General features: G+C 45.3%; 12 protein-coding genes. 9 read left to right on the top strand and 3 right to left on the bottom strand.

All coding sequences use genetic code 11. From position 1 onward, the window contains the following. Positions 1–107: 107 nt before the first annotated feature. On the top strand, positions 108–971 hold the full coding sequence (locus ACJJIP_RS10205; protein WP_020415399.1) for a LysR family transcriptional regulator: 864 nt from the start codon (positions 108–110) through the stop codon (positions 969–971). 143 nt (positions 972–1,114) lie between these two features. Here ACJJIP_RS10205 and ACJJIP_RS10200 read toward each other — a convergent pair whose 3' ends face one another. After that, positions 1,115–2,251: a DUF294 nucleotidyltransferase-like domain-containing protein gene (locus tag ACJJIP_RS10200; RefSeq protein ID WP_020415400.1), complete on the bottom strand. Its 1,137-nt coding sequence runs from the start codon at positions 2,249–2,251 to the stop codon at positions 1,115–1,117. 527 nt (positions 2,252–2,778) lie between these two features. After that, positions 2,779–3,954: a thiolase family protein gene (locus ACJJIP_RS10195; RefSeq protein WP_282950611.1), complete on the bottom strand. Its 1,176-nt coding sequence runs from the start codon at positions 3,952–3,954 to the stop codon at positions 2,779–2,781. Between the two features lie 1,239 nt (positions 3,955–5,193). Between ACJJIP_RS10195 and ACJJIP_RS10190 the strand changes: the two genes are divergently transcribed. The 4 genes from ACJJIP_RS10190 (at position 5,194) to ACJJIP_RS10175 (ending at position 13,013) form a co-directional block, all read left to right on the top strand. Beyond that, positions 5,194–11,754 carry an RHS repeat-associated core domain-containing protein gene (locus ACJJIP_RS10190; protein WP_444946838.1) on the top strand — a complete coding sequence of 2,187 codons (6,561 nt, stop codon included), beginning with the start codon at positions 5,194–5,196 and terminating at the stop codon, positions 11,752–11,754. Continuing rightward, entirely contained in the window at positions 11,754–12,293 is a 540-nt protein-coding gene (locus ACJJIP_RS10185) for a hypothetical protein (protein ID WP_282950608.1), read from the top strand. Before ACJJIP_RS10190 ends, ACJJIP_RS10185 begins: the two co-directional genes overlap by 1 nt. Positions 12,294–12,376: 83 nt before the next feature. Continuing rightward, positions 12,377–12,694 (top strand): hypothetical protein, encoded by a 318-nt coding sequence (locus ACJJIP_RS10180; RefSeq protein WP_444946837.1) that lies wholly within the window; start codon positions 12,377–12,379, stop codon positions 12,692–12,694. A 19-nt stretch (positions 12,695–12,713) separates the two neighbouring features. Then, entirely contained in the window at positions 12,714–13,013 is a 300-nt protein-coding gene (locus ACJJIP_RS10175) for a hypothetical protein (RefSeq protein WP_157533722.1), read from the top strand. A gap of 368 nt (positions 13,014–13,381) precedes the next feature. On the opposite strand, the gene ACJJIP_RS10170 is transcribed toward ACJJIP_RS10175, so the two are convergent. Beyond that, the gene (locus tag ACJJIP_RS10170) at positions 13,382–13,795 is read right to left on the bottom strand and encodes a hypothetical protein (protein ID WP_444946836.1); all 414 of its coding nucleotides are present in this window, start codon (positions 13,793–13,795) and stop codon (positions 13,382–13,384) included. A gap of 25 nt (positions 13,796–13,820) precedes the next feature. Here ACJJIP_RS10170 and ACJJIP_RS10165 point away from each other — a divergent pair, with 25 nt between their 5' ends. From ACJJIP_RS10165 to ACJJIP_RS10150, 4 genes are all read left to right on the top strand, one after another. Beyond that, entirely contained in the window at positions 13,821–14,111 is a 291-nt protein-coding gene (locus tag ACJJIP_RS10165; protein WP_282950605.1) for a hypothetical protein, read from the top strand. After that, complete coding sequence (locus ACJJIP_RS10160; protein WP_444946835.1) at positions 14,030–14,329, top strand: hypothetical protein; 300 nt, start codon at positions 14,030–14,032, stop codon at positions 14,327–14,329. The genes ACJJIP_RS10165 and ACJJIP_RS10160 overlap by 82 nt, the downstream gene beginning before the upstream one ends. Before the next feature lie 443 nt (positions 14,330–14,772). Then, a complete protein-coding gene (locus tag ACJJIP_RS10155) occupies positions 14,773–15,102 on the top strand; it encodes a hypothetical protein (protein ID WP_444946834.1) in 330 nt (109 codons plus the stop codon). A gap of 579 nt (positions 15,103–15,681) precedes the next feature. Then, positions 15,682–16,080, top strand: coding sequence for a hypothetical protein (locus ACJJIP_RS10150; RefSeq protein WP_282950602.1), 399 nt, complete (start codon positions 15,682–15,684; stop codon positions 16,078–16,080). Positions 16,081–16,292 lie beyond the last annotated feature (212 nt).

The following is a 16,292-nucleotide window of genomic DNA, read 5'->3' as shown; positions in this document are numbered from 1 at the left end:
AGAAGTCGGCGCTGGTTGCCATAGCCAATATCTATGGCAACCAAGAGTATGTCGATGTAGACTCGACAACTGTTTTTTAAGTTAAGTAGCTAAATAAGTTGCGCTCTATGTTCCCACACGCTGATGAACTTAATTATTTTATTGAGGTTGCAAAAACAAAAAATATATCCAGGGCAGCAGAAAGATTGGGGATTCGGCAGCCTAGTTTGAGTGCTGCTATCAAAAGGCTGGAAAGACAGCTGGGTACTGAAGTAATAATACGGGAAAAAACCGGCGTTCAACTTTCACGCGCGGGTCTTAGGCTATTAAAAAGCGCTCAGCAGCTACTAGATGATTGGGATGAGGTTAAATACTCTGCGCTGCGAGAAAATAAAGAGGCCGTTGGCCACTTCACTATCGGTTGTCACAGCTCCATTTCACTACATATGCTGCCTGATGGTCTGCCTGCTTTTATCGCACAAAACCCAGGTATTGAATTAAGCTTTCAGCATGCACTTTCTCGTGAGATTGTAGAAGCAGTGATCAGTTGGAAAATTGATATCGGTATTGTCGTAAACCCTGTATCTCATCCTGATCTGGTGATCAAGCATCTTTGTCATGATGTGGTGAGTTTTTGGCATAATCCTGAGAAAATTCAATCTAGAGACGTACTGATATATGATCCAGCACTGATGCAGACGGATTGGCTACTGAAAACCATTGCTGAAAGAAATAAATATAAACAATATATAAGGTCTTCTAGTCACGAGCTGATCACAAAAATGACATTAGAAGGAGCTGGCGTTGGTATTATTCCTGGTCGTGTTGCGCAGACACTCGGAAGAAACCAGCTTGAATGGGTGAGTGAAGACCAACCAGGTTTTAAAGATGAAATATGCCTAGTGTATCGACGTGAGATAACACATAGCCTGGGTGCTGAAAAGTTAATTGAAGAATTTAAACTTTCTAATTATAAAAAAAATTTCTATTAGGTGTAATTAAAATGAATACACTCAATTCGTAATTTTATTGGTAATATTTTGATGTGTAAGCGGCTGATGATCAATATCCATGAAGTTTGAGTGGTTTTAAATTGCATGTGATTTTGAATTGAAAAAAACATCGAGAATTCTAATTATTTAATTAAGAACGGCTCCGAAAAGGGATTGTAGCGAATGCCATGCGCTCGCCCTTGTGAGGTGGTAAATTCATCAGCCCAGCCAATGATTAGCCTGACGCTATTCGCGGCATCCTCCAGAAGCTCTGACTGTTCCGGGTTCAGCCTTAGCCAGGCACTTTGATCTCTATTGGGTGTTACGTAGGCTGAGAGAACTTTGTCAAACTCCGCACCAGTAACAATATGTGAGGCAACCCTGACCCTCAGTGCTTCTGACATTGCTTTGCGGAAATGGACAGCTCTGGTTGGGTGCAGCTTTCCCATTTCTTCCAGTTTGGAAAGTTGAGCTAGGGAACTGACTTCATCTATATCATAGAACCACGCGAGGCCTTTCAATATGAACTGAGGAGCTCGATAAAACTCTCTTTTAACTCGCTTAATGTCAGAATAGGGGGCTGGCGGTTGGAAATTTTTATCATTAATCGCAACTTCCATAGCTTGCAGCCCCTGCTTTCTCTTCCTTGTTAGAAGCGAATTAGAGCCAAACTCAATAGCTTGCTTACCTAAAACAAATTTAACTTCATCCACTAGTTCTCTATGCAGCTTCGGGTTGCCAAAAGCGTGAGCACATTCTTGAAGTCCGCTAACAATATGTTTCCGGAGGTAACGTTTAGGATCACTTGGGTATTGGTAGTACTCTTCAAGAAGCCCCGTTAGAGCAGCTGCGGTATTGGTTAGGTCAAAAATAACTCGATCTTTTTTAATTAGGCCATCTTTGTTATTCCTTTCCATCCATTTCTTTGTCACCATTCCCAGTGGATTTAACCCTCCAGTACAGAAAACAAAACCTTTTCCCGGGCGCAGTGTTTTTATACGACTGTCATTGATATTATCTAGTCGCTTTTGAACGGCGAGATTAATCTTCCTCCATGTTTCCCTTTGATTTTGGGTAATCTTGGGTACTACGATAAAAGCATCTAAGTCTGATTGAGGGCAAGCCTCGCCTCTCGCACCGGAGCCAGTTATGCAGAAAGAAAAATCGGAGGGGCGGCTATGAATTGTAAATTGATCCTTATATAGCCTTTCGATAAAGCCAACTAATTTCTTTGTCCATGATGACATCATTTGCCATGCTGTTTTTTCGTTGTCAAGCATATCTTTGATGTCAGATCTTTGCCCGTCTAAAAAATCTGCAAGACAAAGTGTGCATGTATTTATTAAAGGGCCACTTAGGGATGGGCCTGGGCATAGCTGGCTACTGTATTTGCAAGACATAGATAACCCTAAGTAAAAAAAAGACTTTATGAGTAAAATTTGTAAAGATTGGTTTTTTAAAGAACCATATTCTTACAAGAACATACTCCCATGGATGAGAACAAACTCTCAACTAGGTGAAATTTGAGAGAGGGATGTACTAAGCCTGATTGAGAACTTACTTTATCGTGGTGTTTTTTAGTTTTTCTCCTGGCCATTCTTAATAACCGTAGTGGGAACTCCCTTTACCCCTGAGTAGAAGATAATAAGGTTAGCAGGCCCATTGCCTTCATTGCGCCCATAGTGCCACTTGTCAGTTACCTCGGCATAAGCCTTAGCCTCACCCAGGGGTTTCAATCTAAAAGGGTAACCTCATTGAAGGCGGGGGTGGTAGTCTGAGTAATCAGTGGAGATTTCTATTAACTTCACTAGCGCTCCAGGTAGGCCGCAGTTGCCATACCTCCTGCAGTACAGACACCAATAACTGCTTTATGCTTATCCCTTCTTCCTAACTCCAATAGGGTGGAACCCAGATAACGGATTCCCGACATTCCATAGGGGTGGCCAAGGGCAATGGCTCCTCCGTTGACATTGGTTATTTCCCATGGAGTATCCAGTTCAGCCTGGTTATAGAGTGTAGTTACGGCAAAGGCTTCATGGAGCTCCCATAAGTCGATATCTGCCATAGCCAGGCTGTGATGCTTCATTAGCTTTTTGATAGCGGGTGCCACAGCAATACTCATTTCCTTTGGTGCAACTGCAGATAGTTGCATGCCGCGGAACAGACCAAGGATTGGTAGATTTCTCTGTGCGGCTAATTCTGCATCCATCATTACCACAGCCGCTGCGCCATCGGAGAGCTGGGAAGCGTTGCCTGCTGTAATTGTGCCGCCTGTGTTCACGGGCTCTAATGCCGTTAGGCCTTCCAGGGTGGTGTCAGGGCGAGGGCCTTCATCTTCACTCAAGGTAACGTGTTTATTACTTGTTTCACCGGTTTCCTTGCTTTTTACCGACATTACCGTCTTGAAAGGAACAATTTCCTCGGCAAATTTCCCTTCCTTGAGTGCCGTAGCCACTCGCTTTTGAGAGTCCACAACGTAGCGGTCCTGGGTCTCACGGCTAATTGAAAACTTATCGGCAACAAAGTCCGCTGTTTGAATCATGGTCCACCAGACAGCGGGAATTTTCTTCTGTAGGGGTTCGTAAACGAAATGATCAAGGTTTAAGTGAAACTGAACCAGACTAATGCTTTCTACGCCACCAGCAATACCAATTTGCATCTCTCCAGCAGCTATTCGGTTTGCTACAACCGAGGCGGCATTCAGCCCGGAACCACAATAGCGGTTGATCGTAATCCCCGGTGCCTGGGTCCCGCAGCCGGCAAATAGTGCGGCATTGCGTGCGATATTGTGCCCGGTGGCCCCCTCAGGTAAACCGCATCCCAGCACTACATCTTCAATCTCGTGAGGATCTAACTGTGCTCTATCAATGGCTTCCCTTATTACATGGGCCGCCATCGGAATACCGTGAGTCTGATTGAGTGCACCACGTCTTGCTTTGGCGATAGCAGTTCTGCAATAGGCGACGACGGCGACATCTTTCATAAGAAGCCTCGGGGTAGTGGGATGAGTTGTATTTAAAGTAGATTAGACAATGAAAAGAGGGCGGTTTTGTTATTTGTGCTTGCGGGAATCCCACGAGTGATCATTCCGTCTATGTGTGATTACGCGACTATGGGTCGTCACATGGATTTTAGTCCTACCCTTTCTCAATCGATTTGGTGGAATTTTGCTCATCCTGTTTGATTGAGATCAGTATTGCGAGCTTTATCACGAGCACTGACAGGAGGCTACTCCATTAGTTGCGATATTGTGTGAATCTAGGTCCAACTTCCAGAGTTAACTTTTCCATCAATTAGTGAAAATCCAGCTTAATTGAGTATGAGGACTTTTTAATAAAGGGCATAGCGGAGAGAATGTGGGCCCAAATCATACCAAGCCCATCAAAGTGTCTGGTATTAGCTGGTAGAGTTTAAGTTTCTTTTAAATTGACTGATATGCAGTTTAAGAGAAGTATATTTAAAGCTTGATTGAGATATTAAATATTCAAAGGGGGATTCATGAATAAAATTTTCACTTTAATCTGTTTGCTGGTTGTTGGTTGTTGGTTCAAATGCTGCCTCAGAGCCGACATGGTATCGTGGCGAAATCAATAGGATATGGACGTATGGCTAAGGAGATTTTATCGTCACTTTTGTTGGAAACACAGGGCTTAGTGATTGTAGGCATAATTACGCTTATTTTACTTCAGCGGACCTTCACCCTGAAATGCTTAAAAGTTCTCTATCGGTGGCGCTGTCAGCATATCATACAGGTGAGACGGTCGGTATTGTCATTGATAAGGACCTAAATGATGATGCTTGCCATGCGGCAGGCATTGACCTTAGAAAATAAATAATAGATGTAGTAGTCAAGTCTGTATCACAGTATGTTGCAACCAAGCCTAACCGGATACAGAGGTAAGCAGATTTCTCAAATCCAATCTTATTATTGTATGTATCCAACGTGAACTGTAATAAATGACATGGGTTCTCACGTCTCTTGCAATACCTCTCCGTAATAAGTAGGGGGTTTCTCGTTAACCTCCTACTTTTTAGGATACAAAAAACTCAAACTGTGTATTTCCCCAACTGAAAGATAGTCACACTTGACAGGTTGCATCGATCTCTTTTGTTTTACTTCTAGTTGCCCTTTATTCGATTTCCTTTAAACTCTCGCATGATTTTCTATTCGACTTGATGTGAATAGAGCTACTTTTAATGTTGCTACTTGGTAGGTAAACGGATGCGCTTCGGGGTTGCTTTATATTTCTTCCTAATATTTATTGTGAGTGTATCTGGCTATGCATCGGATGCAGCCGCCAATATCTCGGGTCCTACAACTAGCGCTACTGGTAGATACACATTAACTCACACAACCAAAGCCGAATACCTGAAAACTGGAATATTTTTTGCTGGCGGAGGGTCTAGTTACGGGTCTATTCCAGTTGGAAATGGCTCGACGGATATCTATACCAATGATAGTGGGATGTATACCTACAGCGCCCAAGCTGATGGGCCTTGTCTCTTGTATGACCCAACGACCCGTCGCTGTGAAGAGTATGGTGAACCACTTGTATATGGCAGCCATACTGTATATGTCACCATAACCCCAAATAAGCCTGCAAGTATCGGCTTTCAGTCTGATCTTTCCGGGCCAACGGGTTTCATTGATACTGATGGTAAATATACTTTGGTCTGGGGCACATCCAAACAAGACTCCCAAGACCCCTATGTAAGTGGTTATCAGTGGTGTCAAGAGAAAGATGGTGTGTGGCAGGCAGAAAGTTCTTGCCTTACTGTCGAGAATAATCAGCTCTCAATAGATTTTCCAACCACTACGGGTGCAATGCCATCTGGCAACTATAGATACAAGGTCCGAGCATTTGTAAGTGTTGGCCCTTATTATCAATATAGTGATTGGATAGTTTCCGATTCACTTGAGGTTAAACATTACCCTGACGAACCTTATTGGCAAGAGCCTGGCGGTAATACTCTTCCCAGTACTAACTTTGCTTTAGGCTGGGGTATGGAAGACTCAGACTCCATTGATCACTATGAATTACGGTGGAGTGGGGATGGTATCAATTATTGGGAGATTCCTCTCAATAATGGATTGAATAGCGGAAACCCGGCTAAATTAACCTCCACGGAAGTTGATCTTGCCAATCTTATAAATCCAACAGTGCCTGAGACCCCTGATACTTTAGTACCCATCCTTGTGGATGATATTACAGTTTTTGTTCCAAAAAGTAGGGATGTAGAATACTTGGATTCCTACTGGTTCCAGGTAAGGGGTTGCAATACTGCAGGTTGCGGAAATTGGTCAACAAAGCAGTTGTCTGTGCCTGCAGCACCAGAACCCCAATTCTCATCAGATCTTCCCGACGAATTTTTCAAGACTGATCAAACCATTACCTGGGAGGACGTTGGGGCTAAAAGCTATCGGCTCAGACGTATGAAGAAGGGATGTGTTGAGAGTGAGCCCGGAAATAGCTGCTGGGAAATTGTATATTACACAACTTCCGTTTTTGAGTATTTCGTCGGAGGAGGAACACCGGGCACCTATCTTTATGAGCTAGAGGCTTGTAATGAGTTTGGAAAGTGTAGTTCTGTATCTAGTACCTGGATTAAGGTCCATAACCTCGCAAATGTAGATGGGGATCCGGCGGTGACCACTGAAGTTGTGGATACTCCGGGAAGCTTGGCCTACAGTGCAGATGTCAGTGCAACGGGTAATGCGATAGTTAAGGTTCCCCTGCAAGCCGCCCCCGGTGTTAATGGATTACAGCCAAACCTGTCTCTACATTACACCAGTGCCCGCTTCCAGAAGCGGATGACTGAAGCTCTACCGGAGGATTTTCTCGGCTATGGCTGGCGCCTGGGTGGTTTAAGTAAAATTCGTCGTTGTACAGTGAATAGGCCAAAGTACACCAAGATTCTTCTTGATGATACGGACTCACTGTGCCTGGATGGGGAGCCTCTGGTACTTGTCAGCGGTAATCACTGGCAAGAGGGAGCACAGTATCGCACATTACGCGATGGCTTCCGCTTAATTGAATTGCAAAAGACTGATAATGGGAAAGTCTGGTTTACGGTCAAGAGTCCTAATGGCTCCACTAGCGAGTACGGAGCTACACAAGACAGTCGCCTCAGAGGTGAGGAAACGACACATTTTGGCTGGACTTTAAACAAGATTACTGATGCGTTCGGCAATACGATGGAGTACAAATACCATCGCGATATTATTGAAGGCATTAACTACCCATTAGAAATTACCTACGGTAACCAGGGCGATGCAAAAATAGAGTTCCAGTACGGAACCCGAACAGATGCACCACCAGTTCCATTACAGGAGATTCCTCAAAAACAGCTGGTGCTGTTACACCATATCCGTGTGCATCTGGATGGTGTACTGCAGCGGGAATACAAGCTGATTTCAGAAGAAGAGCTTGCTGGAGAGCATTTCCGCCGCTTAAAGCAAGTGCAGTTATGCGCCTATAGTGAAGATGGTGATCGTCAGTGTTTAAAACCACTGGATTTCAAATGGGCCTTTGATGACTTGGCCCACTATGAAGATTTTGAAACTGGTATTGAACGCATCACTAACGGCCTTGACGCTCAAACTGAGTTTACCCTAAAAAGAATTTCCTCTAGTGCAGGGGAAAGAACAGTGGCTCCTTTTAACGAAGGTTCAGCCCTGTTTGGCCCTGACGGCTCTATTCCTGATGTAAGTCCAGTTACACCTAATGAGGATGAAAACTACCGTACCGTCGTTACCGAGGTAAAGCGCTCTAATGGTCATAACGGGGGTTGGCATACTACTGAGTATGCTTACCAAGGCTACGGTCTGAGTAGTGACAAAGGTTGGGGTTTTCTTGGTTATAGGGCTCAACGAATTTACGACACTGCGGCTGATATTGTTACTTACCGTCAGTACCGACAGGACTTCCCTTTCTTTGGAAAAATTGCACGCCAAATCCAGTATAAGACGGACTATCAGTTTGGTGAGATGCTGACCAATCAGCGCTTTAGTTACGATGCACTGGAGTTGAATTCTGGGGGTAATACTACTTACTTCCCTTATATCGCACAGAGAATCGATACCCTGCTGGAAGGTGATCAGCCACCGCTTGGATATGTGGTGAGTGACAGCGTTCCACAAGCCATGTCTTATGGTAATGCTGGCGACTTGTTGAGCGGAGCTGTAAATACGACTCGGGTGATCGAAACTACCCAAATCAATGATAGCCAGAGTATTTGGGGAGAGGCTCTGCCGATTTCGCAATACGGCAATGTCCGCCGCAGTGTAGAGAGCACTACCGTACTGGATAACCGTGTTAACGGAAGTTGGTTGATAGGTTTCCCCAGTGCCAAAGAGCAACGTTATTTTAGTGGGGATACCTCTGGTACTCCCGACCAGCAATCCAGCAGCAGTATGACACCCTATGGTAATACCAATAGGGTGAAAACGGCAGTCCAATACCCCGGCGATGCTAAATATCAGATGGAGGTGACTTATACCTACGATACTTACGGCAATGTGGCCAGTGAAAGCGCCAAAGGTAATGTAGATGCATCTACTAACAATGTGGGCACACAAACCCGCAGTACTTCAGTAGTTGGCGACTTCCTTGATGGTCGCTATGCCACCAAACTGACCAATGCACTGCAGCACACGATTGAATTGAAGTATGACCCACGTTTTGGCAGCGTAAGCAAGATAACAGACCACAATGACCAGTCTACAAGGATTCAGTACGACCCCTTTGGTCGTGAGTCTTCGCGCACCAATACTGATAGGCTGAATACAGACAAGGTTAAGTTCGACAGCAAATACGACTTTTGCCATGGCAACTGTCCCGTAGTGAGCGAAGTGCAAGCGTCTTACTACGTGGAGACAACTTCGGACATTACCCCTGTAACAAAATATTACTATGATCAACTGGGCCGCTTGATACAGCAGGATACCAAGGCATTTTCCGGTGACTTCGTATCTCGCCGTGCAATTACGTATGACCCCCTAGGGCGTATGGATACTGAAACAGCCCCTTTCTTGGCTCCAGCTGAGGGAGGCTTTAGTGGAAGTAAGCCGATCACTCGTTACGAGTACGACCTGCGTAATCGCCTCGATTATATACACAAGGCCGGTGGAGGCAGCGTAGATATAAACTACAGCGTGGTTAATGGCAGCAGTGGCAAAGAGATTAAAGTTGAAGTCACTGAATCAGTGGTTGGAAATAGTGGTACAAATACGCAGGTGCAAGAGAGCTATTATGACCTCACCGGCGATCTGGCCCGTACTGTAGACGATGCCACCGGCACTGCCGTAACCACCGACTACACCTACTATGGCAGCGGTCTACCAAAAACTGTGCTGGTTAGCGGAGATACCCACGATATCGAGTCTAGCTTTGTATTTGACTATGCTGGCTTCCGTACCAGTCTCACCGATCCCAACATGGGCACAGTAACCAGTCGATATAATGCCTTTGGTGAGCTTGACCAGCAATCAGACAATAAGAATCAGAGCATTACCTATTTGTACGATAAGCTCGGTCGCTTGCTGGAACAGCGAGATGATGATGGTCTTGCTAAGTGGGATTACGATGCTACTAATTCGGTAGGTAGCTTGGCGAGCCGCAGTTATACCGAAAATGGCTCTCAGGTGTTTTTTGAGTCCTACACCTACAGGTATTCAGATGGCGAGCTGGATACTATCAATACTCAGCTGTTGGCTGGGGGAGTAAGCCGCAGCTACCAGCATCAATACGGCTACGATAGTTATGGCCGTATGAATAAAATGGTTTACCCCAGCGAGGTTGAAGCCCATTACCATTATAATGATCGCGGCTATGTACAGAGCCTCAGTAGAGATGCTGCCGGCAACAACCCCCTGCAAACCTTTGACAGCATCAACGCCTGGGGACAGGTAGAGCGGGAGAGTTACGGCAACGGTCTGGTTACTAACCGCACTTACAATCCTAATACTGGGCGCTTGGAAACCATTAAAACCGGTGGCGGACAGGTTCAAAACAACGAGTACCGCTGGCGCACCAATGGCACCCTGGAAAGTCGCCTCAGTTACAGCGCCTCCCAGGCACTGCAGAAGCAGGAAGACTTTAGCTACGACGGCCTCAATCGCCTGCGCTACGCCACGATGCAAGTCGGTAGCGATCGCCAGCTCAGTACCCAGTACGATAAGCTGGGCAATATTCTGTCCAAGACCTCCAGTGTCAGCAACGACACCCAGGTAAGCGGCTACCAATACGGCGAGTTCGGCAATGCAGGTCCCAATGCGGTCAGCAGTGTCACCATTAACGGCATCTCCCACAGCCTGCACTACGATGCCAACGGCGCAATCGAACGCTACGACGCCGCCAGCGGCGACGACAAATGGATCCGCTGGAACGCGCGGCAGCTGCCCACGGAAATTGTACTGGGCAGCAGTCAAGGCGATAGTACACCGACTGCCAGGGACCGTTTCCAATATGGCCCTAATGGCCAACGCTTCTATCGCGAAAGCAGCTGGATGGAAGATGGCCAGCTCAAAACCGAGAAAGCCTTTATTGTGGGCAGCTACGAGGAGCAGATCCCCGCAGATGCCAGCATTCTCGCCATTGAAAAAACCACACTGGCCGGCAGTGTTCAACATATCGCCATTACGGATCTCACCGGCACCAGCGGCGAATATCAATACCTGCACCGGGACCACCTGGGCTCCATTGAGAAAATCACCGATGAAGCCGGCCTGGAGATCTTAAATCTCGCCTTTAACCCGGACGGCAGCCGCCGCCAGGGGGACTGGAGTGGGGACCTGGACCAGCAGCAACTCCTGGAGCTGCTGGCAACACAGGGCCTCACCACCAAGCGCGGCTATACCGGCCACGAGCACCTGGACAGAACCGGCCTGATCCATATGAATGGGCGTATCTATGACCCCACATTGGGCCGCTTTCTCAGCCCTGACCCACTTGTGCAGGCACCGACCTATAGCCAGAGCTGGAACCGCTATAGTTATGTGTTTAATAATCCATTGAGTTTTACCGATCCCAGTGGCTATGCGGCAAGCGAGCAGGATGAGAGGCCTAAAGTAGTTGATGAGCCAAATGATTCTTCAGGGCAGGGGTCGCAACCACCTGCACCTATACCTGAGGTTACAACATATGGTGATCCCTCAAGTAGCCCTACGGATCTTATTATTCCGTATGTGTTTGATAGTAATGGAAGATTAGTATTGGCTAATCCGTTTAATAGATTAGGTGGCCTGCCATCATCATTTCTGGAAGATGATGTTGAGGAAGAGCAAGAGGAAAGGGAGCAGGATGATTCTGAATGTACTCAAAATGGCGGTTGTGTTTCTGTTACGGTTGATAAAAATGGCCATAATGCACAAAAGGGAGATGGGTTCTTTAAAGGGCTATGGAAAAAGGCAACCGGTTGGCATTTTGAAGGGCGTGATACTCGCAACGGCAATTTACCCTCTTATGGACAAGCTACAGGCCAAGGCTCCGAGTGGACGTTACTTTCTCCAGAGCAATCTATTTTTCACGATAACAGTGTGGGTAAGCCGGAATTGAAGTTTATTCATCCAGATGGCCGTGAAGCTGTTTTTAACGGTGATACGTTAAATTTGGTGACTGATCCAAAATATGTTGGCACGTATAATTATGTAAATCCTGCTCCCGTCCCTGATAAGTGGTATGACGTAGGTGGGTGGAGTGTATATGCTGGCAAAGGTTTGGGGCACCTTGTTTTAGATGTTGCTCCATATGCTGCGGGTGGCAACGTAAGGGGAGAAAATTAGTGTATATCAGTGCAAAAATAGTGTTTGGAGTCGTTCTGTTGGCACTGGCCATTTTTGGATTGTCAGCTTGTAAGACAGCAAAAATTATTAAGTACGAACATGAACAGTCAGTAGAATTTTATAAGAACTTTGACTTTGGAGCTGGCGCCCTAAATGATTTCAAAGTTGATGATATTTTGCTTGTCGTTGATATAAATAAGGCGACCCACAGCAGCTATGTGGTCTGGCTAGGTTTATATTCGGACAAGGCTGGAAAATCTATAAATATTGAGCGCGCTGTGATTGTTGGTGATGGTTGGGAAAAGAGCCAAAAATTTAACCGAGAATTGGTTTTAGAGACCCATGTTCCAGATCACGAACTGTTTGAGTTTGATAAAGGCTTGAAGCTTTTTGAAGTGGGCGAGAGTGACTTGAAGTCGGTTGTAAATACTGGCGGAGAGCTGTCTTTAACTGTTTTCTATGATGCTGGTAGTGGTACTGAAAGTACAACTTTTATTATCAAGAAAAAAGTTGAAAAGCAGGCAGTCTTTTCAACTTAGGTGCACAAAAGGGGAATAAGGATGACTCTGACCTGAAATTTACTAATGGGCTGCAAGCCGGAGCAAAGGTTGGCCTTACGAAATTGTTGGGGGCCAAGATTGATCTTGATGTTGCCTCAAAAGAAATTAGTGTAATTACAGGTAAAGAGTATGCAAATCAGAGTTTTGCTATCTCAGTAGATATTGCTGGATTTTCACTGGGGCTCGATGCGTCTAGAAATCAAGAGTTTTCAACGTTCGTTTACGGAAATGACAGTGTGATGAGCATTTTGTCAGGTAAACCTTTTGAGTTTAAACCGGTGTTCTCTACGCCTTGGAATGTGTCTTCAAAAGAGTTTTGGAAGTTAGAGTTTGGGGCTTCAGCAGTGCTTGGACTTGAAGGAACTTTAGACTTTGAATAGTGATAATTCTGGATTTGTAATGAAAAAGAATTTTGCAATTGTTTCATTGGCGTTGTTTGTTTTTACGCTATTAAGATTTTCCTTTTCTGGGTATGTGTCTTTTCAGTTCTCTAATTTGATGTTGTTTGATCAACTTCTATTGGTTGCTGGGATTTTAGGTGCGTTTTCTTTTTGGTTTTTAATTCTTGCTGACTTTTTTGACAATACAGAGATAAAGCATAAATTTGTTTGGGGTTTTTGTTTGATATTCTTCTCCTGGGTGGCTTCGCTTATTTATTTCTTCAAGTATTTTTTGCCCAAAAATAACCGTAATGCCTAGTTTGACCAATATTTTATTTGCTGGTTGTGATTACATTTTGTGCAGCTCCATTGCTCGCTGACCTTTTTAGGTCCCTGATAGAGTGAGAGGGTGATTCTTTTTGATAAGTTTTTCCCTGTAGGATCACTAATTCTAGAGAGCGCTAATCGGCCCCTGCAGAGGGGGCATCTTCTTTTTTTGTACTCTCTGATTAAGCGGACGGCGGGAATGTAGCTAGCTAAGGCTAGAATTAAGATAAAGAGAGCTTGTTTCATTCTGCTGTCTCTTGATGCTCACGAGTGAAGAAGGTTGCGGCGGTTCATGATTGTGGTCAGAGCCAATCTTAATCACCTATGCGGTAAGAAAAGTAGAGCGCTAACTATCAGTAGTTAGCGCTCTAATGGCCGCATGGCATGTTCCACCTGACGCTGAGCGATAATCGCATCGATCACCCGAATCACCGTGTCCTTGTCTTGATCATCAAAAGTCTCCAGCAGCTTGAAGCGCTTAAATAGCACTTCGTTGCGGATGGGGCTTTCCTCCATCGGCTGGCCCATTACCAGATAGTCCAGCGACACCTCAAAAATGTCCGCCAGCTGGATCAGCTTCTCCAAAGGCCGCGGCAAGCCGCGAAAACGCTTTACCTTGAGACCGTGCCAACCCCAACCCCCGTGTCTGCTGTGTGTCTCCTCAGCATAACCCCGTGCTCGCCCCCTCAAGGCCAAGGCGCTGTGCGGTGCTCCGCAAACAACGCTACGCAGCCTTGACCGGCCTGCGCGCAGGGTTCTGCACGTTCGCCACACAACATCCACTCAAGGAGGCATGGCCATGCCATCGCAAAAAGAGATCCAAGAACAAATAAACCAACTGTCGTATCCACTCGACAAAATCCTCAACACCGCCAACAACCTGCTCAAAACCGGCACCACCGGTGCCAGCACCAGCGAACAGATCGCCGCTGCGTTCGTACTGGAGCGCATGGAATACCTACCGCAAGGCTGGAGCGTTATCGAAGCCTGGGAGCGGCTTGATACCGAATGGCAGTACTACGTGAAGCTGCTGCAACAGGAATGCCGGCACCTGATCGAAGCCATCGAAGAAGCCGCACCACCGTTCTAGCCAAGCACCAAGAGGGGCAAACACCCCTCGGCTTTAGCCGCCTGTCGGCGGTCAGGCGCTGGCGCGCCTGCGCGGCTAACCAGAAGGGGCCGTTGCCTCTGGAAAAACATCCAGCTAAGGTAAAACCCGCGTCGGGGCAAAAAAATGGTGAGGAGCCAGTGGCGCCGGCAAAAATGGTTTTTAACTCGTTGATTGCGCTGGGAAAAATGGAAAGTTAAGGTACGACTGGCCTCGGGGTGATGTCTTTGCACGAAAGAATGGGGTTTCTAGAGAGTGGGCGAAAAAAGAGCTGGCTTTAATACATTCATGGCTAGAAAGGAATTATGGAAAATTTCCTAATACGAGAAATATCCTTGTAAGAATTAACTCATCAGCTGATATGGCGTTACCACCAAATATCATTATTCTTGAGTTGAATCTCACCGAGAAGATATTCCAGGATTTAGCATTTCATGAGAAGCTTCATGTTTACATCTTTGAAGAAATGGGGGCGAGTACCTATTTACTATCATCAAATGTAGATCAAATCCATAGTTGGATCACTAATACCGCAGCGCAGTTAGGAATGCATTATCGTGGAACGACTGTTAGAGGAGCGACCATGCCAGATCTAAACTCCTATCCAAAGCCTGAATTTAGTTATTTCCCCGAGGATTAGTAAATGCTGATCGGCATAAAAAAAATTTCCATATGCATATTTTTTATCGTTATTTTTATATCGCTCTTGTTTTTCTATTTTTCTGATCCAGTTGATGAGGTGGTTGAGGCTAGTGTAAGAAATGATTTGAAGAGACTCAAGGAAGCAACGTTTCAATTCAAAAAAGACAAGGGGTCATTTCCTCAAAATTTAGAGCAGTTGAAGCCCTATTTTAATATTATGCCCAGTGACCCCTGGGGAGATACATATATATATGCAGTTGGTGATGGCTGGGTAGAAATAGAATGCTGCAAAACACAGAAAATACTGGTGGAAAGATTTGAGTCAAAGTAAAAATCATGATGTGATTTTCTACTACTCTTTCGCTATGACAACATAGATTGCTCTCAACAGTCTGATTTTACTGTTGTACAAAAGGGGCGAGCTCTAGGAAGTTATTTACCAGGAACCGAAGCGGGTGATAGAGCTGCGAGGTATTGGGCCGACCGCTTAGTTGCTGCTGGGGGAGGGTTTAGAGACGATCCAATTGCATCTGCGGGGCTATTTTTATCGGTACTTTGGACCGGTGAGACTGCAACAAATACAGCTATTACACTAGGTGCGGAGGGTTTTGGCGCAGTTTCATATTTTGCTAGATTAGGCTATTTTCGGTACGTTGGCCCTAATTCTAATCCGGCAAGTAAATGGCTTTTAGTGAGTACTAGTAGCAAACCTCCCTATGCTAGCATGAGTGCTGCAAAGCAAGCTTTACAATTACCTTCTATGCCTACTGCGTATCAAACTGTAAAAGTACCCTTTTGGAAACCAGTTGTTGGGCCTAGATCTGTTTGGCGAAATCCTCAATGGGGTACTGGTGGCGGAAAAGAGTGGTATCAGGGATGGCGCTTTCCGGACTAAGTAAGGAATTTAAGTGTGAAATATAATGCTGGGGCCTCTTATCTAAAAGAAATCGAATGGGATTCTATTTCGATTTATTTAGAGCCTTTTATTAATGATTTAATAGGGGTGTCTAAAGAGCAATCTCTTAAGTTTGAGCATGGAAAAAGGTGGCCCTATTTAGAGATGTCAAGAGAAAGAAGGGGTGTGGTAGAGTCTTTTAAATTTTCTTTGAATAGTAATTACCTTGAGGATAAGAAAATTTTCTTTGAATTTTTTTATAATAAATTTTCCAAAAAAATATTTGGCGAAGTTTCTGTTGAAAAAACAGAAATTTTAGATGTCTATAGCTTGCAAGAAATGAATGATTATAAGTCTGTATTAAATGATATCAAAAATAATTTGGGTAAAGTTTTGCTGGGAGCATCAAAATAAGAATGATCTAAGTACTGTAAATTCAAAGCCCCAATAGATAGATCTGTGGAGGCTTTTTTTAACAACATACTTACTCTGCGGTTATCCCCTCCATCACCTGATCGAAGCCATCGAAGAAGCGGCACCACTATTCTAGCCAGCCACCAAAAGGGGCAAACGCCCCTCGGCTCTAGCCGCCTGTCGGCGGTCAGGCGCTGGTGCGCCTAAACAGA

It is taken from the genome of Microbulbifer variabilis (assembly GCF_052467165.1).
Note: the sequence above shows the minus strand (reverse complement) of the source record. Positions and strands in the feature narration are given on the sequence as shown.

Coding starts and splice junctions, on each gene's coding strand:
- ACJJIP_RS10205 (WP_020415399.1), top strand. CDS start 108: ATGTTCCCACACGCTGATGAACTTAATTATTTTATTGAGGTTGCAAAA.
- ACJJIP_RS10200 (WP_020415400.1), bottom strand. CDS start 2,251: ATGCTTGACAACGAAAAAACAGCATGGCAAATGATGTCATCATGGACA.
- ACJJIP_RS10195 (WP_282950611.1), bottom strand. CDS start 3,954: ATGAAAGATGTCGCCGTCGTCGCCTATTGCAGAACTGCTATCGCCAAA.
- ACJJIP_RS10190 (WP_444946838.1), top strand. CDS start 5,194: ATGCGCTTCGGGGTTGCTTTATATTTCTTCCTAATATTTATTGTGAGT.
- ACJJIP_RS10175 (WP_157533722.1), top strand. CDS start 12,714: ATGAAAAAGAATTTTGCAATTGTTTCATTGGCGTTGTTTGTTTTTACG.
- ACJJIP_RS10165 (WP_282950605.1), top strand. CDS start 13,821: ATGCCATCGCAAAAAGAGATCCAAGAACAAATAAACCAACTGTCGTAT.
- ACJJIP_RS10160 (WP_444946835.1), top strand. CDS start 14,030: ATGGCAGTACTACGTGAAGCTGCTGCAACAGGAATGCCGGCACCTGAT.
- ACJJIP_RS10155 (WP_444946834.1), top strand. CDS start 14,773: ATGCTGATCGGCATAAAAAAAATTTCCATATGCATATTTTTTATCGTT.